This is a genomic window from uncultured Allobosea sp., from assembly GCF_945956895.1.
GTDB lineage: Bacteria > Pseudomonadota > Alphaproteobacteria > Rhizobiales > Beijerinckiaceae > Allobosea.
In genome coordinates, this window is sequence record NZ_CAMFJF010000054.1 from 1 (window position 1) to 20,884 (window position 20,884).

The 20,884-nt window shown below is 63.0% G+C and carries 30 protein-coding genes and 1 tRNA gene; 30 read left to right on the forward strand and 1 reads right to left on the reverse strand.

The annotated features are described in order from the left end of the window. The 26 genes from Q0Q02_RS19180 to Q0Q02_RS19305 all read left to right on the forward strand — a co-directional run. A partial coding sequence (locus Q0Q02_RS19180; protein WP_293811787.1) for a hypothetical protein occupies positions 1-508 on the forward strand: 508 nt, incomplete at its 5' end. A gap of 95 nt (positions 509-603) precedes the next feature. Further along, positions 604-921: a hypothetical protein gene (locus Q0Q02_RS19185; RefSeq protein ID WP_293811788.1), complete on the forward strand. Its 318-nt coding sequence runs from the start codon at positions 604-606 to the stop codon at positions 919-921. 135 nt (positions 922-1,056) lie between these two features. After that, positions 1,057-1,869, forward strand: a complete 813-nt coding sequence (locus tag Q0Q02_RS19190) for a hypothetical protein (RefSeq protein WP_293811790.1) — start codon at positions 1,057-1,059, stop codon at positions 1,867-1,869. Positions 1,870-1,887: 18 nt separating this feature from the next. Then, entirely contained in the window at positions 1,888-2,235 is a 348-nt protein-coding gene (locus tag Q0Q02_RS19195) for a hypothetical protein (RefSeq protein ID WP_293811791.1), read from the forward strand. Between the two features lie 2 nt (positions 2,236-2,237). Continuing rightward, on the forward strand, positions 2,238-2,582 hold the full coding sequence (locus Q0Q02_RS19200; protein WP_293811793.1) for a hypothetical protein: 345 nt from the start codon (positions 2,238-2,240) through the stop codon (positions 2,580-2,582). 123 nt (positions 2,583-2,705) lie between these two features. Then, complete coding sequence (locus Q0Q02_RS19205) at positions 2,706-2,900, forward strand: hypothetical protein (RefSeq protein ID WP_293811795.1); 195 nt, start codon at positions 2,706-2,708, stop codon at positions 2,898-2,900. A 130-nt stretch (positions 2,901-3,030) separates the two neighbouring features. After that, complete coding sequence (locus Q0Q02_RS19210) at positions 3,031-4,677, forward strand: PRTRC system ParB family protein (protein WP_293811797.1); 1,647 nt, start codon at positions 3,031-3,033, stop codon at positions 4,675-4,677. Between the two features lie 35 nt (positions 4,678-4,712). Further along, on the forward strand, positions 4,713-5,204 hold the full coding sequence (locus tag Q0Q02_RS19215) for a PRTRC system protein E (RefSeq protein ID WP_293811799.1): 492 nt from the start codon (positions 4,713-4,715) through the stop codon (positions 5,202-5,204). Positions 5,205-5,285: 81 nt separating this feature from the next. Continuing rightward, positions 5,286-5,498: a PRTRC system protein C gene (locus tag Q0Q02_RS19220; protein ID WP_293811801.1), complete on the forward strand. Its 213-nt coding sequence runs from the start codon at positions 5,286-5,288 to the stop codon at positions 5,496-5,498. Positions 5,499-5,502: 4 nt separating this feature from the next. Beyond that, positions 5,503-6,672 (forward strand): hypothetical protein, encoded by a 1,170-nt coding sequence (locus Q0Q02_RS19225; RefSeq protein ID WP_293811802.1) that lies wholly within the window; start codon positions 5,503-5,505, stop codon positions 6,670-6,672. Further along, complete coding sequence (locus Q0Q02_RS19230) at positions 6,647-7,408, forward strand: PRTRC system protein B (RefSeq protein WP_293811804.1); 762 nt, start codon at positions 6,647-6,649, stop codon at positions 7,406-7,408. The genes Q0Q02_RS19225 and Q0Q02_RS19230 overlap by 26 nt, the downstream gene beginning before the upstream one ends. A gap of 40 nt (positions 7,409-7,448) precedes the next feature. Then, positions 7,449-8,114 carry a PRTRC system protein A gene (locus tag Q0Q02_RS19235; protein WP_293811805.1) on the forward strand — a complete coding sequence of 222 codons (666 nt, stop codon included), beginning with the start codon at positions 7,449-7,451 and terminating at the stop codon, positions 8,112-8,114. Continuing rightward, complete coding sequence (locus Q0Q02_RS19240; protein ID WP_293811807.1) at positions 8,111-8,917, forward strand: PRTRC system ThiF family protein; 807 nt, start codon at positions 8,111-8,113, stop codon at positions 8,915-8,917. Before Q0Q02_RS19235 ends, Q0Q02_RS19240 begins: the two co-directional genes overlap by 4 nt. Positions 8,918-8,983: 66 nt before the next feature. Further along, positions 8,984-9,289 carry a hypothetical protein gene (locus Q0Q02_RS19245; protein WP_293811808.1) on the forward strand — a complete coding sequence of 102 codons (306 nt, stop codon included), beginning with the start codon at positions 8,984-8,986 and terminating at the stop codon, positions 9,287-9,289. A gap of 39 nt (positions 9,290-9,328) precedes the next feature. After that, a complete protein-coding gene (locus Q0Q02_RS19250; protein WP_293811810.1) occupies positions 9,329-9,532 on the forward strand; it encodes a hypothetical protein in 204 nt (67 codons plus the stop codon). 262 nt (positions 9,533-9,794) lie between these two features. After that, positions 9,795-10,127, forward strand: a complete 333-nt coding sequence (locus tag Q0Q02_RS19255) for a hypothetical protein (protein ID WP_293811811.1) — start codon at positions 9,795-9,797, stop codon at positions 10,125-10,127. Positions 10,128-10,170: 43 nt separating this feature from the next. Next, complete coding sequence (locus Q0Q02_RS19260; protein ID WP_293811813.1) at positions 10,171-10,560, forward strand: hypothetical protein; 390 nt, start codon at positions 10,171-10,173, stop codon at positions 10,558-10,560. A gap of 38 nt (positions 10,561-10,598) precedes the next feature. Further along, a tRNA-Leu gene (locus Q0Q02_RS19265) sits at positions 10,599-10,697 on the forward strand. A 51-nt stretch (positions 10,698-10,748) separates the two neighbouring features. Continuing rightward, positions 10,749-11,021: a hypothetical protein gene (locus Q0Q02_RS19270; protein WP_293811815.1), complete on the forward strand. Its 273-nt coding sequence runs from the start codon at positions 10,749-10,751 to the stop codon at positions 11,019-11,021. 134 nt (positions 11,022-11,155) lie between these two features. Next, a complete protein-coding gene (locus tag Q0Q02_RS19275; protein ID WP_293811816.1) occupies positions 11,156-11,830 on the forward strand; it encodes a hypothetical protein in 675 nt (224 codons plus the stop codon). A gap of 269 nt (positions 11,831-12,099) precedes the next feature. Further along, a complete protein-coding gene (locus tag Q0Q02_RS19280) occupies positions 12,100-12,432 on the forward strand; it encodes a hypothetical protein (RefSeq protein ID WP_293811817.1) in 333 nt (110 codons plus the stop codon). A 50-nt stretch (positions 12,433-12,482) separates the two neighbouring features. Beyond that, a complete protein-coding gene (locus Q0Q02_RS19285; RefSeq protein WP_293811819.1) occupies positions 12,483-12,842 on the forward strand; it encodes a hypothetical protein in 360 nt (119 codons plus the stop codon). Between the two features lie 124 nt (positions 12,843-12,966). Next, positions 12,967-13,245, forward strand: coding sequence for a hypothetical protein (locus tag Q0Q02_RS19290; RefSeq protein WP_293811820.1), 279 nt, complete (start codon positions 12,967-12,969; stop codon positions 13,243-13,245). A gap of 249 nt (positions 13,246-13,494) precedes the next feature. Beyond that, complete coding sequence (locus Q0Q02_RS19295) at positions 13,495-13,809, forward strand: hypothetical protein (RefSeq protein ID WP_293811822.1); 315 nt, start codon at positions 13,495-13,497, stop codon at positions 13,807-13,809. Between the two features lie 148 nt (positions 13,810-13,957). Further along, positions 13,958-14,563: a hypothetical protein gene (locus Q0Q02_RS19300; protein WP_293811824.1), complete on the forward strand. Its 606-nt coding sequence runs from the start codon at positions 13,958-13,960 to the stop codon at positions 14,561-14,563. 38 nt (positions 14,564-14,601) lie between these two features. Next, positions 14,602-14,769, forward strand: coding sequence for a hypothetical protein (locus Q0Q02_RS19305; protein WP_293811826.1), 168 nt, complete (start codon positions 14,602-14,604; stop codon positions 14,767-14,769). A 1,565-nt stretch (positions 14,770-16,334) separates the two neighbouring features. On the opposite strand, the gene Q0Q02_RS19310 is transcribed toward Q0Q02_RS19305, so the two are convergent. Then, entirely contained in the window at positions 16,335-16,673 is a 339-nt protein-coding gene (locus Q0Q02_RS19310; RefSeq protein ID WP_293811828.1) for a hypothetical protein, read from the reverse strand. 262 nt (positions 16,674-16,935) lie between these two features. Here Q0Q02_RS19310 and Q0Q02_RS19315 point away from each other — a divergent pair, with 262 nt between their 5' ends. The 4 genes from Q0Q02_RS19315 to Q0Q02_RS19330 form a co-directional block, all read left to right on the forward strand. Beyond that, a complete protein-coding gene (locus Q0Q02_RS19315; RefSeq protein WP_293811830.1) occupies positions 16,936-19,281 on the forward strand; it encodes a MobA/MobL family protein in 2,346 nt (781 codons plus the stop codon). After that, a complete protein-coding gene (locus tag Q0Q02_RS19320) occupies positions 19,278-19,631 on the forward strand; it encodes a hypothetical protein (RefSeq protein ID WP_293811832.1) in 354 nt (117 codons plus the stop codon). The genes Q0Q02_RS19315 and Q0Q02_RS19320 overlap by 4 nt, the downstream gene beginning before the upstream one ends. Positions 19,632-19,681: 50 nt before the next feature. Next, entirely contained in the window at positions 19,682-20,467 is a 786-nt protein-coding gene (locus tag Q0Q02_RS19325) for a hypothetical protein (protein ID WP_293811833.1), read from the forward strand. 78 nt (positions 20,468-20,545) lie between these two features. Beyond that, on the forward strand, positions 20,546-20,884 hold a 339-nt coding region (locus Q0Q02_RS19330), incomplete at its 3' end, for a DnaB-like helicase N-terminal domain-containing protein (protein ID WP_293811835.1).

Below are 20,884 nucleotides of genomic sequence, written 5' to 3' on the forward strand. Positions count from 1 at the left end.
AGGACGCACGATCCGGATCGACTTCCTGAACAAACTTCTGGGAATCCAGAAGAAGGAGGCCGAACGTGGCATTTCCGAGCTTCTGCTGCCGGCAGCCGGCGGGACGACCGTCGCCGTTTCGCTGATGCACCCCCTGCTATGCATCAAGAGCCGGGTCGCCAACATCCTGCATCCGGCCACACGTCGGACGGACTCCACGGCGATGCGCCAGCTGCACGCGGCCTACCATGTCGGCAAGATCTATATTGATCACTCACTCGAGGATGGCGACCACAAGGAGGCCACCAGCTTCTTTCAAGGCATGTTCGAATACCTTCGCCATAACGAATTCGGGCGGCAAGCGCACATCAAGACGCCCGTCGACCTGATAGGGATCCTTCAGGCTTTCGCAAACGACCAGCGTCTCGACCCGAGGTATCTCCGGTATAATCTCGCGGAACAAATCGCCGACATCCTGGCGTTCCGCCCAGGGCTGGAGGAGCGTCTCGCTCGCGGAGCATCTGACTGACCTCTCTCTTGCCGGCGGTTTCATCATCGGGCTGATCGATGGAGGAAAATCTGGGCGAAAACCCAGATTGATCAGAATCCCCAGGGAGAGACCCGATGGGCTACCAGCTCGAGATCAGCGCCCTTACCACCAACGCGCAGACCGGCCAGCAGAACCTGCGCTCCATCCTCGCGGGCAATCCCACCAAGGCGCACTGGCGCCCGATCCTCAGCGAGCTCGGCATCGAAGAGGCTGAGGATTCCGACGGTACTTGGTCGAATGTCGACGCCTCGGCCTTCAACGAGATCGACGTCGAGCGCCTCGCCGCCGATCACAACATCCCGGCCGAGCTTCTCAGCGAAATCGTAGAGCTGCGCGCCGACCTCGCGGCCTATCCCGGCACCGCGAACTTCTTCGCACGCCTCACCGCCTGATCCTCCCACCACGGTTGGACCACTCAAGCCCTGCTTGCCAGCGGGGCTTTTCTTTTGGCTGGCCCGGCAACCGCCCAAGACCGAGAATCCGCGAGAACACGGATTGAATCGAATTCCCGAGAGGACCGCGACGCTATGACGACTTCATTCCACGCCACTCTCGCCAGCATCGCGGCATACCGCGCCACCATGCTGGTCGAATGCCTGATCGGTTGCGTGGCGGACCGCGACGCACGCCTCACCCTCGCAAGGAACATGCGACACGGGCATTCCGAGTCCTCGATGAATGTCGCTGATGCCCTGGTGCAGTCTTGCCTCCCGGGCGTGGAGATCTGGCGCGGCTACAGCTACGATCGTGTGATCCAGGAGCTGCCGGACGAGGTGATCGACCGCAGCGCCTTACGCGCATTCTCCAGCATTCCCGCTGACGCAGTCATCGATGACAACCGAGCAAATATCCTGCGCCGCGCGATCGCAGCCGAGCTCTCTTACCTATGGCTGAAGACCATCGAGCGCTCCTACGATGAACCCTCCGGAGATCATCCGACCGAGGAATCTGACGCGACCGGCCAGGAGCCCGCTGCCGCAGTCGGGACCGTCAGACGGATCAATCCAATGGATTGCGAGGCGGTCGTCGACCTCAAGCCCCTCCTGAACGGCCACCTCCCCGTCGATGTAGGCGACAGGCTCTATGCCTCCTCCCAATACGCCCAGCCTGCATTGCGCCGGCTGGCGGCGGCGCTGCGCTGGTGCCGGAATTCCCTCGGGCACCACTTCCACCCTGAGCTTCGCGACGCGGTCGAGAATGCCCTGTCCTCGGATGGTGCTGAGCAGCCCGGCGCCTGGCGCTGGACCGCCAAGGGAGACAGCGAGCCCTTCCTTCGGCTGAGCGGCGACCCGATGCATGTCGGAGGCGATGTGGTCGCCGTGAAGCCCTTGTTCGCCTGATCGAAGGAAGGAGCGGCGATGCACGTCTCGCAGCAGATAGCGGCCCAGCGCCAAGATCGCCACCAGCGTCGTATGGCACTGGCTGCCACGGCTATTCCGCATGGGGAGTATTGCTACACCACAGCTGGCATTTTCCGCGACGAAGCCGGCATCCTCAGGACCTCGATCAAGGTCTGCCCCTACTACAAGGGACGCCGGGACAAGCCGGAACAGAGCGATGGCTATTGCCGCCTGCTGAAGCGGGGCGACTACACGCAGGGTCGCGACGCTAATGGCAATCCCAGAGCGACGATGTTGCTATGGGATGGCGTGAAGGAATGCGGGATCAATCCCAGCGACAGCAGCGACATCCAGACAGAGCTCTGATCATGAAAGACCAGCAGAACACCATTGAGCTTGGTCGTGGGCAGCACGACGAGACGATCATCGTCGATCCGGCTGACGGCGAATTCGTCGCTATCTCGCGGCTCACCATCAGCCGGGATTTTCGTCCAGGCCAGCCGCTGAAGTTCGAGGTTGTCCGGACGCTCGACGCCTCGGAATTCTACTCGCTTCTCGACCAGGCTTTCTTCGGCCCGATCACGATCGGCGATCTCTCAGACCAGCTGGTTCGCGCCTTCGATCTCGGCAAGCTTCTCGACCGGAGCGGCCGCAATTGCATGTACGTCTGGCGTCGCGCCGACGGCCTCATGGTCGAGCAGCATTCGACCTGACCTAAGGACATCCGGCCGAACAAATCCGGATCAACCTCAAACGACAGCACTGACCGCGAACTGATCGACGGGGACATCTGGGTAGACCCAGATTGCTCGAAATCCCCAAGAAAGGACCGCGCGTTGGCTGCCTTCATCGCGATTGTTCTCACCATTGCCCTCGCCCTCTCCGCCGGCATGGCCGTCGGCGTGATCGTGCATCGCCTGGTGATGCGGCGGTACAAGACTCTCCTGATCGCAGGAACCGCTGCGCGCCTGGCCGGCGCGTCGGCAGCCATCGGCATCGTCGTCGTCGCCGGTGTTCTTGGCGCCGCCTGACGTCAAAGGCGTCCCGGCCGGAGCCCGCATAAGCCCAGATATCTGCAAATCCCCATAGGACAAGGCCCGATCGTGGCCGCTCGCCTGGCTCGCGCTGCCTCAGCCAAGCTCCCCGACACAAGAGGTTCACATGCTCGCTCTGCCGGTCCTCACCGAGAAAGTCATTCCGCTCGCACGGATCGTGCCCGGGCCCAACCCGCGCCGGTACTTCTCGACCGAGGCGCTCGAGGACCTGACCAACTCGATCCGTTCGCGCGGTATCCTCCAGCGCATCATCGTCCGGCCGATGGCATCCAGTGACGAATTCGAGATCGTCGCCGGCGAGCGCCGCTACCGGGCTGCCGTCGCGGCCTGGGGCCCCGACCATGAGATCGTCGTGAACGTCGGCGACTACACCGACGAGCAGGCGCTGTTGGTCTCGATCGAGGAGAACGAGCAGCGCGAGAACCCTTCCGAGACCGAGCAAGCCGACGGCGCCCTGCGGCTGCTGGAGATGCTCAACGGCGATCGCGGCGAGACCGCACGACGTCTCGGCTGGCCGCGCAGCAAGTTCGACCGCCGCATCGCGCTCACGAAGCTCCTGCCCACCGTCAAGACGGCCCTCGACGAGCGCCGCATCATGCTCGGCCATGCCGAGTTGCTGGCGGCTGTCGCCCCGGACAAGCAGGAGAAGGCGCTTGCCAGCATCGTCGACAACGACCTGTCGGTGGCGCGCACCCGTGAACTGCTCGCCCGGCTGACCCATTCGCTCGCCGACGCCAAGTTCGATCGTACCGAATGCCAGACCTGTCCCTTCAACTCGGCCAGCCAGCGCGCGCTGTTCGCGACCTGCGTCGACGACGGCCTCTGCACGAACCCCACCTGCTACGAGACCAAGGTCCAGCAGTTCAACATGCTGGAGGAGGCCCGGCTGAAGGAGGAGGCCGAGCGCAAGAAGACGGCTGAGCCGAAGCCGACCCCGCAGAAGACCCCTGCCCCCGCCGCGCCGCGCACCGTCGCGCCGGCCGCCGCCGATACGGTCTCGGCCCCAGCCAAGCCCTCGGCCGAGGCAGCTCCTTCCGAGATCGCTCCCGCGCATTCGGCGCCGGACACCACTCCGGTGGCCGATGAGTCATCGTCGGAGCCAGATGCAGCGCCAGCGGGCAGCGAGCCGGTCGACGCAGACCACCTTGCCAAGTTCCGCGAGCAGATCATCCGGAAGTCCCGCGAGACCCGCGAGAACACCTGGCGAAAGGCAACGTCGCAGTCCGTCATGACAAGCGACGATGTCGAGATGGCGAACAGCGTGATCCTGCTCGCCGCCTTCCAAGGCGACCTCCAGGAAATCCGGGACGGCGTCCTTTCGTCCCGGGCCGCGAAGTTCGTTGGCGAAGGCTTCGACGAGGCCGGTCGACCGGATCGGCTTGTCATGATCAGCAAGCTCGACGAGCCGGCTCGCAAGCGCGCGCTGAAAGCGATCGCGACGGCCTACGCCCAGAAGACCACCCGCTTCGAGAACGTCGCCACCATCGCCGGCTTCTATGGAACGGACCTGTGCGACCACTGGTCGGTCACCGCCGAGTTCCTGAAGGGCTACACGAAGACCGAGATCCGCTTCATCGCGATCGAGCTCGGCGTTGCCGAACACGTCGGCCCAAAGGTCTTCGCCAAGATGTGCGGCGGCAAGGTCTCGGAGTTCATCGAAGCCCTCCTCAACATCCCCGGTTTCGACTGGGCCCGCCGCGTCCCCAGCGCCATGTCGCTCACCGGCACGGCCTCGCTTCCGAGCGCGGCCTGATCGCTCGCCCATCTCCTCGCACGAAAGACATCGACATGCTGATCCAAACGCTGGCGCCCAGCCTCGCGAAGTTCCGAATGAAGATCGACCTCGCCGTCATGGACGACGGCATGGTCTCGCTCACCATCGTGCCGGCGCCGGTCAAGGGCGAGGCGAACAAGGATGCGCCGGCGCTCCTCACGCGCCCGATCAATCTGATCGGCACCCCGGAAGAGCTCGACGCGGAGCTTGGCAAGGGCGAGGCCGGTGCCCTCGCCTCGATCTTCGCCACGCGCCGCAGCCTCGCGCAGCAGCTCGAGGACGATGCCGCCTTGGCGCAGGCCGAGCTCGCCGCCTCCCGCGCGAAAGCGGCAGAGAAGGCGGCCGCCGCCAAGAAGAAGCCGGCGCCGACGACGGGCCCCGCGACGACGGCGAAGCCGGCCGAGAAATCCGCTCTCGATTTCGACGACGCGGATGCTCCGGAGAAGGCTGGCACCGTGGCGCCGGACACCGCCGAAGCCAGCGGCGACGACATCTCGCTGTTCTGACGCTGCGGTGATCGGGGGCGCGTGCCGCGTCTCCGGCTCTCATCAGCACTTCAGATCGCTCAACCGAGGAGATCAAATCCCATGGACGTGAAGACCCTGAAGCCCGTCTTCAAATACGACGGCCACGAGCTCGATGTGCCGGATCATCTCCAGGGGAACATCGACGGCTTGCGCAACTATCACGCCATCCTCTACCCGGCGGTTGCCACGGCCGAATTGATGGAGGTCGGCGCGCAGGGCGACACGTTCGTCTATGAGTACCGCCGCATGGTCGGCACCAAGGGCGCGGCGTGAAGCGGTGCAAGCCCTCGCCCCTCAGCCTCGAAACGAGAAAGCCGCTGCGCGCGTGGCTCGATCATCCCGCCATCGAGAGGGTCGAGTTTGCCCTGCCCGACCGGCCGGCCGATCACGCTGCAATGAGCAAGGCTCTCGTGGCGCTGCTCCGGCCGACGGGCGAGCCACGGACCCTGCCGGCGCCGACCGGCTTGCCGCTGCCGCCGCTCCTCTGAGGCTCCCGGCCGGGCCGACGACCTTCGCCGAGACGATCCCGTCGGTCATATCGACCCAGCCGCTTGTCAAAGGCTATCTCATCGCGGCGCGGGGGCTCGACCTCGCCGGCGCGATCGACCTCGACGATGAAGCGCCAATCACCGCGTCGCAGGCCGCCTTTGCGATCGGCTCGGCGATGAGGGCTGCGATCGCCGCCCGGCTGCCGGACGGGCCGGGTTTGCCAGAGTGCATCGGCGTCTCCGTCTATTTCACGGCAGAAGGCCTTGCGGTCGCCGTCACCACCGCGGCTTTCCAGATGATCACGCCCAACTGGTTCAATCGCCGCAACCTGAGCCATCGTTTGAAGCAGCAGATCTATTCGGTGGCAGTTGATGCGCTGAAATCGGTGCAGCCGCTGGGCGCGTCTCACGACCTCGTCGAGCATATCTCGATGATGAACTTCGGCGGCGAGACCGACGACGAGGCAGCTCGCCAGTACCTCGAAGATTCCGGTCACGATCCCGACGAACTTCCACTCCTTCCATCCGACTACAAGAAGGCGATGCCCAGCTGGGGGCGCGTGCTCAAGAAGCCGGATGTGAGTGCCCTGCCGGATCATCTGCGTCGCGCAGCGCGTTCGCTCATGCGCGCGACCCGCCGTTTCGATGCGCGGAATCCCGATTGGGCCAGCTACGAGCACGACGAACTCTGCAGTTTCGATGCTGCCTACGAGGAAATGGCGAGCGAGCCCCCGATCTGGTTCTTCCCTTGCGTGCCGGATCTGACCAACGCTCTCGACGAGATCATGAATTACGCGATGCAGATGGGGATCAACAACATTTGCAGCTTCGCTCGCCTGAATTCACCCGAGGACGTCAAGCAATGGCTCGACGCTTTCTCTGAGGCCTCCAAGCTGCTCGTCCAGGCCCAAAAGTTCATGGATCTATGCGACAATGAATACGGCGCAAAAGCGGGTTGATCTGAACGACGATGCTTCGACTTACGTCCTGAAGCGCGCGATCCTCGTCTACGCGAACGGGCGAGAACTCGACAACGCGTATGCGACGTCGCATCCGGTCACCCAGAGCGAGGCCGGACCGGTCATCGGCGCCGGCACGCCGATCTCCAAGGCGCAGGTCAAGGCGACCTTTGCCGGCCTTCTGCCGCGGCGCGAACTCGCGCTGCTGCCCGCCAACGTCTTGGGCGTCACACAGGATGCCACGGTCTGGTGGACGCCAGCGCGAAAAGCGCCTCTCCACATCAACCTCACCGCTGGCCTAACCAAGGGGCGCGGGTTCAAGAGCATCGGCACCAAGGGCAGCCACATGGTGGCCTATCCGCCGCTCCTGCACTGTGCCGGGCGCGGTTCGTTCGCGGTGTTCGCGCTGAAGGACGATACCCGTCCTACCGCCGCCTCGGAGCTGTTTCACGCCCCATTCCTCAACCTCTATGGCAACGGGGGGCTCTGCACTGGCACGGCTCGCATTCCCGACCCCACCGACCCGCAGGTCCAGGCGAAGTGCGAGGCGATGTTGTTCGATTCCTGGTCAACCCATCCAAACTTTGATCAGGTCAAGCAGACCCTGCATCCAGGCGGAATCCTCGCCCTGCTGGACGAGCTCGCGACGGATAACCCCGAGGTCTTCCCGACCGCTTCGCTGGCGCCCATGGGCGCGACGCTCGGCGAGTTTTTCGCGGCGAACTCCTCGCACTGAGCCGCTCGCATCGAGCCGTCCTTCAAGACAAGGATTCGACATGGCCGCAAGCCAGGCATTCTCCGACCCAGTCGCAACAGCGCTCGCGCGCGCGATGCCCATCTTCGCTCAGCCCTATCAGGGCACCTCAGGGGACATCGACGAATTCCTCGGCTCCCGTGATCGCAACGCGCTGCTCGTTGGCTCGAACGGCGTCTTCATGGGCATCACGCGACCCTGGCTCATCGCTGTCCTGCCGATCATGACCGCCGCCGTGCCGGCGCCCTACGGCTCGGTCGCCCCGCGCCTGACACTCCGCTGCGGGCGCATCCCGGCGCACTTGGTCGACCAGGCGCGGCAGATGTTCGTCGATGCCCTCCCGAACGAGGCCGCCGCATTCATCATCTGGAACGAACCGGCCCGGGAATTCCGACTCGAACGCGCCGGCGAGCTCTCCGCCACCCCTTCGCGCATCGAGTATCTGCTGCCCGACCTCGGCGATGGCGACTTCATCGTCGCGGACATGCACAGCCACGGCACCGCGCCGGCGTTCTGGAGCCAGACCGACGATGCAGATGATCGCAACCACACCCGCATCTGCGCGGTCTTCGGCTCGCTGGATGTCTCGAACCCGGCCAGCTTCACCGCCAAGAGCCGGATCTGCGCGAACGGCCTCACCCTCGACATCCCAGCGCTTCCCGTTCTCCAGGAGCCCGTGCTTCGATGAGCAGCCCCCGCCATTACCTTGAAGGCGACGTCCGCTGGCCGCTCACGGTCACCGTCGTCGGGTGCGGCGGAAACGGGGCCCAGATGCTCTCCGGACTCGCGGCGATCGAGATCGCCCTGAAGGAACTCGGCGACCGTTCCATCAGCGTCGAGGTCTACGACAACGACGTCGTGACCACGGCCAACATCGGCCGCCAGCCGTTCTTCCCCTGTGACGTCGGGCGCAACAAGGCCGACGTGCTCGTTGAGCGGATCAACATTGCCTACGGCTTCAACTGGATCTCGCATCCGCGCGCTGTCGATGAGGACGCGGACCTCAACCGCGACCTCGTCATCTCGTGCGTCGATACCATCAAGGCGCGGCAGATCATCTATCGCGCCCTCCAGCTGTCGCGGCGCACGCACAGTAAGCGCCTCGGCTACTGGATGGACCTCGGAAACACCGAGATGACCGGTCAGGCGGTCCTCGGCCGGTTTCAGGAGAAGGCAAGGTCCAAGGCCACTCAGCAGCCCGCGCCGCTGCCGCATTTCTTCGAGCTGTTTCCGCATCTCCTCGAAGACGGGATTCAGGAGGACAATGCGCCATCCTGCTCCCTCGCCGAGGCGCTCTCGCGGCAGTCGCTGTTCGTCAACCGCAACCTCGCCGCGCACGCGTTGGCGATGCTCTACGACCTCCTTGTCAAGGGTTCGGTCGGCTTCGGCGGCTTCTACCTCAACCTGAAGACCGGCATCACCATGCCGATGCCCCTCAAGGCGATCGAGGCGCCGCGCAAGCGAGCGCGGTCGACCAGGCGTGCCGCCTGAAGGTCGGCCTCGGGTTGCCGGGACACTCTGGGCGGAAAACACCAACCAGAATGCCAAGGGACCGCCATGAGCTACGACCTTCAGATCGCTGCCTACAGCACGGACGGCCGCACGCTGCCACTCACCTCGACCTCGGTCGGGTGCTCGACGAGCTCGCAGTTTCAACCGGTCCTCGACGAGCTCTGTCTCGCTGACGAGGTCAACGCCCGCGGCTGGGCGACAGTCGACGTCGATGCCTTCCGCAAACTCGACATCGGGCGTCTTGAGTATCGGGACGGACTGCCCGAGCGCGTTGCCCGGGACCTCTCCTCTCTGCGTGAGGCGGTCCTCGCCATCCCCAAGGGGGTGGAGGTCTTCGCGTTCCTCAGCTGAGTTCGTAGCCTGATGAGATATCCGATAAAGGACGGTGCGATGACGGATACGAAGAACCGAACTGACAATGCCGAGCAGCCGGACATCGACGAAACCCTGTCGATCAATCCTGACCACTACATCGGTGAAGAACGGCAGCAGGAGCTCATCGCCCTAGCCGATGCCGGAAATGGTGCCAGCGCTGTTCGACTTGCGATCAGAGAAGCGGTGGCCGCGTTCCGACGTCAGATGCTCCTGCACTGATAGAGACGCGGTCACACTGGCAAACCAACCCCGCTTCAACGAGCGGGGTTTTCTTTTGCCCGGCTGGCCAATTCCCGGCCGACGGTGGGCAGCGGGCAGGTTGAGCAATCTGGTCGGGTCGGGAGGGCAAAAAAGGTCGGAGGTCAAATCCACGGGCGGAGCGTGAGCCTGACGTGTCGGAAGCAGCGGCGACCGAGGCGCCGGATCATCGAAGAAAAATCTGGGCGAAACCCAGATTGATCAAATCCACGAGGACGAGACGATGAGCTACGCCACCCAGATCACCGTCATCTCCGGCCGTCTCGGCGCCCGCCGCTCCAAGGCCTTCATCCTGGGCGTCAACAGCCGCCGCCATCGCGAGGCGGTGCGCGACCTGCTCAACCAAGAAGGGCTCGCCAAGATCGAGAACGACAATGTCGACGGCGGCATCGAGCTCGACGCCTTTCGCCTCACGCTCTCGCTGAAGCGCGACGGCCATCTGATCGAGTCCATCGGCGACGAAGGTCTGCGCCAGCCCTTCCGCGAGTTCCGCGACTACTGGCTCTCGCTCGAAGATCGCGACAACGCATTCGCGATCGCCGAGCTCGCCGCCTGACCCAGCCAGCCTTTCCCCAACCGCACCGCAATCGGAGATCGCGATGACCCTGACGCTCGCCCTCGCCCAGGCCGTTCGCCGTGAACGCCGCGCACCCCCGCCCGGCCTGCTCGCAACCGCGTCGGCAACGCCCGACTTTGCAGCGCCAGCGCGCTTCGTCGAGATGGTGCATGTTCGCACTTTCTTCTTCGACCCCATCAGCTGCGACGCCATCGATGCGTTCCAGCTCGCGCCGACCCTGGAGGGCCCGTGCGTCGGCATCCTCCCCGACGGGACCGTCACGGTCCTCGAAAGCTTCGGCGAGGCCTTCCTCAAGGTCCTCAAGGATGCTGGCCTCGACTTCAGCTACGAGAGCGGCTGGGTGCCATCTACGGACGAGTGGATCGATGATTTCCGCAACCCGCCGCGCCGCGACCAGGACGACTGGCACTAGCTACGACCCGCAAGCAGACCGGCGGTCTCATGCTGTGAGCACACGGTAGTTTTGATGGTAAAAACGGCACAGGCTTTCAGCAAGGGATGCAAAACATCCTCGTGAACGGACGCGGGTTCGATCCCCGCCCGTGTGCTCTCACCATGAGATCGTCGCCTCCACCTCAGCCGCCCAATTCGGAGATCACCATGGGCCATCGCGACCTCCTGCTCGAAGCGAGGAGCCGACTCGAAGAATATCTCGGACTGCAGATCGACCGGCACACCGACACGTACCTGCCGCCGGATCATCTGCGCGGCGCCGGCAAGTCGGCCGAGCGCTACATGCACTATCGCAAGACGGTCGACCCGGACCTCGCGGCTCTCATCGATAAGATCAAGGAGGCCACCGCCGTCGGCCAGTCGATCGAGATCGTTCCGGTCAAATCAGACGCGGCGCAGGGGCCTCCGCGGGCGGCCTGATAATCCGGCCGGTCACGCCGAGATCGAGCACTCAGCAACGGCGACCCGAGCCGTTTTCTTGACCCTTCTCCACCGGGTCCGTTTCTCTGTTGGATCACGAGAGACCGATCCGGATCGAATCGAGGACAATTCCTTTGCCATACATCCAGTACAGAGACCCGCTCGACCCCGGCGCTATCCAGGATGTCGACACTCGAAAAGGCGTTTTCCGCGCAATGGCAAAGGACTTCCTCGACTGCAATCGGGCGAAAGCCGTGACCGACGCTCCCGGAACCCTCGCCCGAATGCTCGAGCATGCCTACAAGGCCGGAATGACAGTGGCGCGCAACGATCCGGAGGCGACAGCCACCGATCGGTTGGTCCGAAGAATGGCGATCCTCGATCTGCCGTCACTGACCCAGTCAACGGCGTCCTCGCTGAAGAGGACGTTGTTTTCGCAGTACAACAAGGTCCCGCACCAGCCAGCGGCAAAGCATCTCTACGCTTTTCTCCAGCCGCGTGATCCACGGTTTCCAACCACGATCTCGCGCGATGAATGGCGGGTGGCAGGCAGTTACGTATCGCCATATTCCAGCAAGGCCTTCGGTCCGCTCGTGAAGGCCGGGCTCTATAATATGCTCGATACACCGGGTCAGTCGCTCCAGATCGCGATACTGACAGAGTGGGGCTTCGAACTCATCGCGACCGGCGAAACGAGCTTTGATGCCGAGCGGCAGCCAGGGCGGTCAACGACGTTCGCTCGCTACGAGGCCCTGCTCGCCGACGGCCGAACAGGATACCAGGAAGCCGTTGCCGAGGTATTCAAGTAGAGCGCACTACCTCGATCTCCATCACGGACGAACCAGACGCCCCGCCTCTCCGGCGGGGTTTTCTTTGCCCGATTGGCCAATCCCCGCAGAGCGGGGCGGCATCGGGGGTGACGGGTGACGGTTTGGGCGCGGAGGGCAAAAAAGGTCGGAGGTCAAATCCACGGGCGGAGCCAGAAGACGAGGCATCACAGCAAGACGAAGCGTCGGACCGATCGACGGGGAAAATCCGGGCGAAGCCGGATTGATCGAATTCCCGAAAGGACGATGCCATGGCCACGGTCGCTGCACTCACGAGCATCCGCAACGCTGCCCTCGACAAGGCCGACTTCAGCGAGACCGTCCTGGCCATGAACCTCTACTTCGGCCTGGCCCGCCAGCTCGGCTTGATCATCCGCGATCTCGAGCACGGCCTCATCGCCGCCACGGCGACCGCGAAGTCGGACTGGGCCCGGGTCGTCGTCGACGATCGCGCTGCATTCGAAGACGAGCGCGAGGCCTTCAGGGCACTTCTGCCTGACCTGCGGGATCTCGGAATCACGGTCATCCACACCGCCGGAACCACGTCGCGCAAAGGCGGCTGTCTCCTGCCGCTGGCCGCGTAACCGCGACCCCCTTCAATCGCCGATCCCCGCAAACCGGAAGGAATTCTCAGATGGCCGCGGTCGAGCACGTCACCCCTATCTCCGAAGTCGAGCTTCACTACGCCGGCGGCACGACCGCCAGGTACTGGGTGCCAAGCTCGGAGGTCACTGCTTTCGCCCAGGCCTGCAGGCGGCTGCATCATACGCCTGGCGTCAACCCGCACAGCGGCAAGGACACGATCAAGATCTGGCAGATCACCTCGCGCTCGATGAGCGTAGCTGGTCCTTTCTGGTGGTCGACGCCAGATCTCCAGTCGAATGGCGACCCGGCCGGCGCTCGCATCATCCGGTGGGACAAGCCGGCCGAGGTCCTATTCCTCGACGAGGATGCCGACGACTACAGGTGGACCACAGACGAGCTCGCCGCCTGACGCAACCAGTGGCCCGCCGACAGCGGTGGTAGCTGGTCAGCGCATCGACCCTCAGAGGAAACTCTGAGCGCAACCCAACCTGAATCGAATTCACGAGGAAACAGCCGCTCATGAACGCGAAGTCTTGGCCCTGGTGGGCGCACGCGATCTCGCCCTGGCGATGGGAGACACTCGTGATCTCGGGGATTGCGGCGACCGTCATCAGCGCAGCAGTCCTGACATGGCCGAGGTGATGATGAAGAACACCTCGGACGACCGCCTCGTCGTGGCCAAGAAGCAGATCGAGCAGATCAAACGCGATCTCAATCTGTCGAGCGATGACATTCGATCCGTCCACGACCTCATGCTGAGGGATCAGGCCATGCGAAGCGGCTCGCCACTCGCAGGACGACTGAAGCCCTGATCTGAAGCACCCCGCTCACCGGCGGGGTCTTCTTTTGCCCGATTGCCCAATCCCCAGGCGGGTCGGCGCGCTGCAATCAGGGTGGAGCAAGCTGGTTAGGACGTCAGGGTCAAAAACGTCTGGTGATCAATCCCCGGCGGAGCGGATGAGCCTGGAAGGAAAGAGCCAAGCGGAGGCGCCTCAGGCCGATCAACGAAGATGAATCTGGGCGAACCCAGATTGATCGAAATACCCGAAAGGACCGCAGCCATGGCCTACTCGCTGGAAATTGGCGCCTTCACCGCCCGCGCCGGCCGCATCCCCTCGTTCCGCTCGGTTGCTGTCGGCAATTCCACCGAGGCGCATTACGGACCTGTCCTCGCCGCGCTCGGCATCACCGACGCTGGCGAAGCAGATGGTACTTGGACCCCGCTGCCGGCTGCCAAGCTGACCGGCCTCGATATCGAGCGCCTGCACTATGTCGATGGCATCCCCGAGCATTACCTCGAAGACCTGCTCGAGCTGCAGGGGAACGTGGCTGTGTGCGCTGCCGGCGAGGCCACAGTATTCGCGCGCCTGGGTTGACCTCGGCGAACACCGCCTCGTGGAAACCGAGCAGACCGACGCGCCCCGCCCTTGGCGGCGCAACGCGCGGTGTGAACCAGACTTTCTGATCAGAACGCGAAATCCGGTGACAACCGGTTTGATCAGAATTCCCGAAAGGACGATCAGGATGAGCGTCAACATCACCGCCCGCGGCCCCGAAGGCCATCGCGACTTCAAGCACTTCTACCGCGAAGGGCTCGATGCACCCTCGATGCGCATCCTGATTGAGGCCCTGCATCCGCTCTTGCCGGACGATCTCGTGTACCCGGCCGCTGATGAGCAGGACTACGAATGGTATGGGGTCGTGGCCAGCGACATTCACCCCGACCGCTTCAATGTTGCGATGGATGAGCTGCGTCGCTCCGGCAACGACGCGGTCAAGGGCGCGATCGCCAAGATCGGCGATACGATGCTGACCGAACTCGGGACGCAGTCGCAGCGGGTCCGCCTCGAGGTGAGCCCCTACTCCTCGGACCAGGGGCGGAAGTATGCCGCTCATGTGTCGACCGATGGCAGCGCTCTCGATGAACCGATGCGCAACATGTGCATCAATCGCGCTCAGGACCTCTATCTCGATTATGGACTGAGCGAGCCCGATGGACAGGAATGGCACGTCCTGCCGGCAACGCAGGTTCTGGCTGCGGCTGAAGGACGACGGCCCAACGCGCTCGTTCCGATCGCCATCTGGGCAATCAAGACCTTCGGCCCCGAGGCGACGGTCTGCTGCCACTGAGCAGACCGTCATCTCAACCATCAGAAGGAACGCTCCAGATGCTCATCGCTGGATCCTCATTCGAGCGCGCCGCGCGCCATCTCGCGCGCCGCTATCAGCGCCGTTTTCCGAACGGCCGCCGTTGGGATGCCACATCGATCAAAGATCGCGGGTATCGGCGCAAGACCTGCGAGTTCGTCCGGCGGCGGCTCGACGGTGCTCAGTAGGGGCTGAAGCCGCCCAATCGCCCGATGAAGATTACGGCCCCGCCCTATCGGCGGGGCATTTCTTTTGCCCGATCCCACAATTCCGGCGGGCGGTCAGGCGCTGCACAAGCGTTGAGAACGTCGGTTAGGGCGAGGAGGCAAAAAAGGTCGGGAGGACAATCCCCCGGGAGCGGATGAATCTGCAGCGGCAGAGGGGCGGTAATGGCGCAAGCCACGCTGCGAAACCGCTCGTCGAAAACCGGTTACTCGCGTCGGAAAATGCTTATGGCGCGAGGCTCAGGTCGAAATTCGATTAGGGTCCTCGCCGCGCAGATCGCCGCAACAGCGGCATCGCGCAGGCCTGATACTGGACACCGCTTCAGGCCAAACCCCGCTCATTCCTCGCGGGGTTTTCTTATGGCCGATTGGCCAATCCCCTCCGCAGACCTTGCGCAAGCGCAACCACGGGACTGAGCGGCGAAGCCGCCGGGCCGCCCGATTCATAACCGCCCCGCAGCCGACCGACACGGCCGTCTCCCCATGCCTGCCGGCACCTCGATTTTCCGATTCAACTAGGGCGCTGACGCGGCGCCAGATTCACGGATTCATACTGGCGTAAAAGCCTGACGGCTGCCCCTCAGATGCATCAATCCGTTAGACGCTCCGCTGCGATTCACCGCTGATTCAGCGCTACGGATTCATGCCTGACGACGAGGGGCTTCGCCCGGAGTGGACATACGACCCCCCGCCTATGCTATGTCCGCATTTCCCGGCCTCACTTTCAGCGCCAACCGGCCCTTATGATTCAGCGTGGATTCAACGCGCGGACATAAGGTCCCCCACCTACGGTATGTCCGCATTTTCCACGCTTTGATTCAGGCTCGATTTCGGGCCGTTTTTCACACCCCGTTTTCTGGTGCGGACATACGGTATCCCACCTATCGTATGTCCGCATTTTCCAGGGTGCGCTGAAAGGTTGAACTTCAGAAGGAAACAACATAGGGCCCAATACCGTAAAGCTGGAGCGGGGCTCCAGTCTTTACTGCCTTCGGCTGTGGGCTCTGCGAGGCTGATCCTTCCCAAATTGGTAAGGATGGAAAAACCTGGGACAAGCCCGGTTTTCCGACCCAATCGAGCCTGCCTGCTTGCCTGCGGATTTGCCGGTCCGGAAAAAATTTCCGTCCTCGGTAAAACCGCGTTCTCAGGCTCGATTGGGTTGCGTTCCGGCTACCCGCCGGACGCCTTTTCCAGGGCCCTGAAGGGTACCTTGGAAAAATCCGGATGCTGTCTCCGCGCTCCCCGAAATCGGGTCGCACAGGCTGCCAACGGCGGCCTGTGTGCGGAGGCCAGGAAGCATCCAGATATGCCGCTATAGGGACTGATTGCCGTGCTCTCGGGCACAGCCGAATGATCTGGCCCATCAGCGTCAAGGCAGCCCGCGCGCCGTCCTCACGGCCGACGCACAACGCGGCAAAGCCTTGTCGTGGCGGGATGCCAAGTTGGCCGCGTTCCATAGCTGCGGCGGCCAAAAAAAAGAGGCCCGGGAAACCCGGGCCTCTATCGACTCAATGAACTTCGATTTTGCGTCAGTGCAAGGTGTGGCCACCGGCCTGGACCTTGCGCTGATCCGCCTTGATCTGCATCAGCTCGCGGAAGGCTGCCGCCATCTGATCCTCGATCAGCTTGGCTGTCTCTTGGCCGAGATCGCGCTGGGCTTCCCACCCCAGGTCTCGCTCGGAGCCTGAGACTTTCGCGACAATGTCATCGATCTGGTCGCAAATCTCCTTGAGGCGGTCGATCATGAGCGCACCGTTGAGGTCGTCTTCATGCAGCGCCGCTTCGACGAGCTCGGTCTCGTCGACGAGCTTGGAGACGTTCCGCGCCAAAGCGACAGAGAACGGCATGGCGGGAAGGGCGGCAGGCATCTTCGTCTCCCACGCGAATCCTTGGATTCGCAACAGTCATTTCATGCCATTAGTCGCGCATTGCGTGAATCCCCGGTCAACAGATCGCGCGCGATCACCACCGCAAAATTCGAGTCGGCAGCGACCATGATGAATGCCGGGTTAACCGTCGGGCTTTGCCGAATTCTGATGCGCACCGACGAAACTTTGGAACGCCCCGGATTCGGGTTTTAATCAACGCACTTCAAAACCCGGATTCGCTTTCAAGGCTCCCTCTCTTCGAATGCTCGATCTCGACGACATTGCCGCTAGGAAGCGCATCGCAGCCGACGAGCGCGCTGCCAAGTCGCTCTCCAGGAAGGAGACCCAGCGGGCACAGCGCGAGCTCGAGGCTGACCACAAGCGAGAGATTGAGGAAGGCGAGCGGGCTGCTGCTCGTGCCCTCCACAGGGTCAATTCTCTTGAGCAGCAGGCCCAGCGCCGCATGAAGGACGTCTCTCGGGGCGGCGCCGGCCTTGGCGACATAGCCCGAATTCTCGCTAAGCCCGGCATTCGAACCGCGAGCGGGCTGCAGAGTCAAAAAGCCCTGAAGCAGACGACCCGTCCGCAGGGGCAGAATGGCGCTGTCTCTTTTCACTTCTCGGTCACGACCTTCTCGAAGGGAGGCCAACTTGTCGACGTTCTGAAGGGGCGAAAGAGCGCCACGTCAGCGCTCAGTGGCGGCGGGAAACACCAGCGCTACATTGACCGCGAGGATGCGGTTGAAGTTGTCCCGTCAAAGGAGATGCAGGGGTATATCGACGATCCCTCGAAGCTCGAACAAGTCGTCGGCGATGGCATGGAGGTCTCGTCCTTCGGTAATATCGGAGCGACAAGAGAGGACCGTGACGCCTTCTGGGAAGCCGTCGACCATGCCGAGGACGCCCCCCGCAAGACCAAGGTGATCCTGGACCCCGAGAAGGACCCGGCCGTCTGGGCGAACATCCGCAAGATGGCCCGATCTTCATCGGCAATGCCTTCAATTATCTCCTTGGCTCTGGCCACAAATCAGGCCGTCTCGGAGAGCGTGACGGAGGCTGAAGGTCTCAAACTCATCGACATATTCCAGAAGGCGGGCTTCACCAGGATCTCAGCAGACCAGAGCGTCGACGATCTGCCGGACGCTCCGATCGCCTTCTTGGTCGGTCGTGGAGGCCGCGTTCAGACGCGGCTCGTCATCGAGCTTCCTCACGAGATGACCCCGTCCCAGAGACTCCTGCTGACAAAGGAATTTTGCAAGCCGTATGAGGATCTCGGCCTACCCTACTGGGCCGCCATCCACGCTCCAAACAAGCACAACGATAGCCGGAACTATCATGTGCACATCAATCTCTATGACCGTCCTGCGAAGAAGATGGAACACCCCGAGAAACCGGGCTCCGGCGAGATGATCTGGGACTTCACATATGTGAAGCATTTCAAAACAGCCCGGAGGCAAAGCCGTTCCAATCGACCGTTCATCCAGCCAAAACTGGTAGCTATTGGCCAAGAGAAGACCTGGATCCGCACCGAGCGGGCGCGGTTCGCCAAGCTTGCAAATGACGGTCTGGCGGCCGCCGGCGCCGAGAAGCGCCTCGACCCGCGCACTTATGTAGAAATGGGCGTGATCGAGAAGGCACGAGATCGCGTCGATCCCGCCTCCTATGCTCGCGAGCGCAAAGGTCAGGAGACGACGCAGGGCCTGAAGCTTGCCGACCAGCAATGGGCTACCAATCTCCAATCGGTTGCGGCTATCGCCAAAGCGGATGCCTCCTATGAGGCCTACCGTCGAGCCTGGATCGAGAAGGCCCTGGCGCCTCAGCATGGGCGGCAGACGGCCGAGGCGCGCCTGGCGAATAGGACAGCGAAGGAGATCGTCCGCCTCTCCGCGCGCAAGGCGGAGCTCGTCAACGAGCGCAATGCCATCTCGCATGTCTCTGCAAAGCTTGAGTCGCGTTCACGCCTCAAGACCAAGAAGGCACGCGACGATGCCGACGAAGCTGCCATCGCCGTCGCCGGCGAGATGAAGAAGGCCGTCGATGACGTCGACAATCGCATCCGGCTGCTCCTCGGACAGATCCAGAAGGCTGAGCGACTCCTAGTCAAAGCAAAGAAGCTCGACGATGCCACAATCCGCGCAGAGAACTACGCGGCGTTGAACAGGGCTATGCGCGGGATGGTCGAACGGCTGGTGACCGACCCCGCCATCGTCCTGCCCGAGGTCGAGAATAGTCGGGCAACGATTGTGCCCGCCCGCCCGACGACGCCACGCACTGGTCGAGGAGACAGCAGCACGCGCTCGGTTGACCTCGTGAGCAAGGTCCGAGATGCCGCGAAGGCAATCGCCGCTGAGCGTAGGGCAACCGAACCCAAAGCTCCGCCCGATCCGGTGAAACCGCCCAAGCCGTTGGAAGCGCCGATGTCGGCGGCGATTGAGCCGCGCCCGCTTGCGAAGGAACCTCAACCGGGGACGCCTGTCGCCTCTAACCCGGCGAGGCCGAAGCCGCTCACTGATGAGGAGCTGCGCAAGAAGGAAGCCGAGCGCATTGCGCAGCTGCAGAAGAGGCTCGCAATCGCTCGCCAACGTGGTCGTGGAGGCCCCGAGCGATGAAAGACAGCCGAGTCCTCTGCTGTGTCCCACATTGCCGAAGAACAATCGCCACCGAGCGCGTCGCTCCGCACACCCAGTGGCTGTGCGGCAGTCACTGGCCGCTGGTGCCGAAGAAGCTCCGTGGCTTCAAGCTCAAAGCCGACCGAACCTATGAGCGGTCAAAGGACGTGTTTTTCGCGACGTTTCACGAGGCTGACGAACACGCAAAATCAAATAACGGCGGCGTCAGCGACGAGATCATCCAACGTTTACACCAGGCGTCTGACCGCCGGGAGAAAGCGCGCCAACGCTGTCTCCGCACATGGGATCGTTGCAAGCGGAGAGCAATTGAAACCGCTATGGGCATCTAAAGCCCTGACATCTTCCCGATCTCTTTGTTGAGTAGAATTCCCGAAAAATCATGCTTCCGCGCGACACCCTGCTGAGTTTGGCCGAGGAAAACCAGAAGGTCATCGTGGCCGCCGTCCGGCTGCTTGCTGAGATGCAGCGCCGTGGGGGACCTGTCTCGCAATCTCAAGTCCCCGACATTGCTCAGATCAGCTCGCTCGTGTTTGAGGACATCAAGCAGAAACTCGCGAAGTTTTTCCCTCTTCGCGGCGGGCGCTTCCATTTTCCCGAGGCGGTCGCCAAGCCGGACCCATGGGACCTCGACGATCCCAAATCGAAGCAGGCCGATCGCGCCCTTGCGACGTTGCGCTCGGAACATGAACGCATGAAGGCCGACGATCCGAGAACGCGGCTCATTCTTCGGATGCAGGCGCTCTTCGGCGGTGACTTCCGGGCAGCTGAGAAGCAATTTTTCTTCCTCTCCCGAAGCCATTCCTTTGAGCGCGTTGACGCCGCCGTCGCCAGGGCTGAAGCACTGTCGCCGCGCCCAAACGAACCGATGGGTTATCTGCTCTCCCAGCTAAAGAACGGCTCGTTTGGAGTCCTAGGGCAGACCAAGTCAGGCCAACCCCGGACCGTCTTCGCCTTCCAAAAGCCAGCCAACGCCGAATACTCGAAGAGCGAAATCATCGGCTGGGAAGCGGCGACGAAGTTCAATCCAGACGGGTCAGTGATCTGGCCGGACGGTGCCCGCCGCATGATCTGGCGGCTTCGGAGCGGCCACATTCAATACACCGCAGCTCGCGATGGTGAGACGCCCCCTTCGCACACTGACGATCCAGGTTTCATCGTCCGCTGATGCGGCGCGTCCAGAGCGATCGTGAATGGAGTGGCAGTTTCAGAGCCGACTTCCGCTTATAAATCCCCGAGGATTCCGATGCTTCCGCACCCTGACGCATTTGACGCGCCAGACGTCGATCCTTTTGCTCCGGCGCGACCACTAAAGGAGCAGCTGAGCAATCGGGCTACGATCGAGCGCGAGATCATCGGCTCGGTCATCTCCAACCCTGCGTGCTACCGCGGCGCCCGGGCGCTCAGGCCCGATGACTTTGAAGACCAGGATCATCAGGAGATCTGGCGGGCGATCAAGGAGTGCGTCGAGCAAGCTCTCGATTTGACGCCGCACCGGATCCTCAGCACTAGCTTCCTGATCAAGCCACTTGACCTTGAAGAGGTGGCTCGGCGCGCCTCCGGGAATGCCGACGGTGTCGAGCGC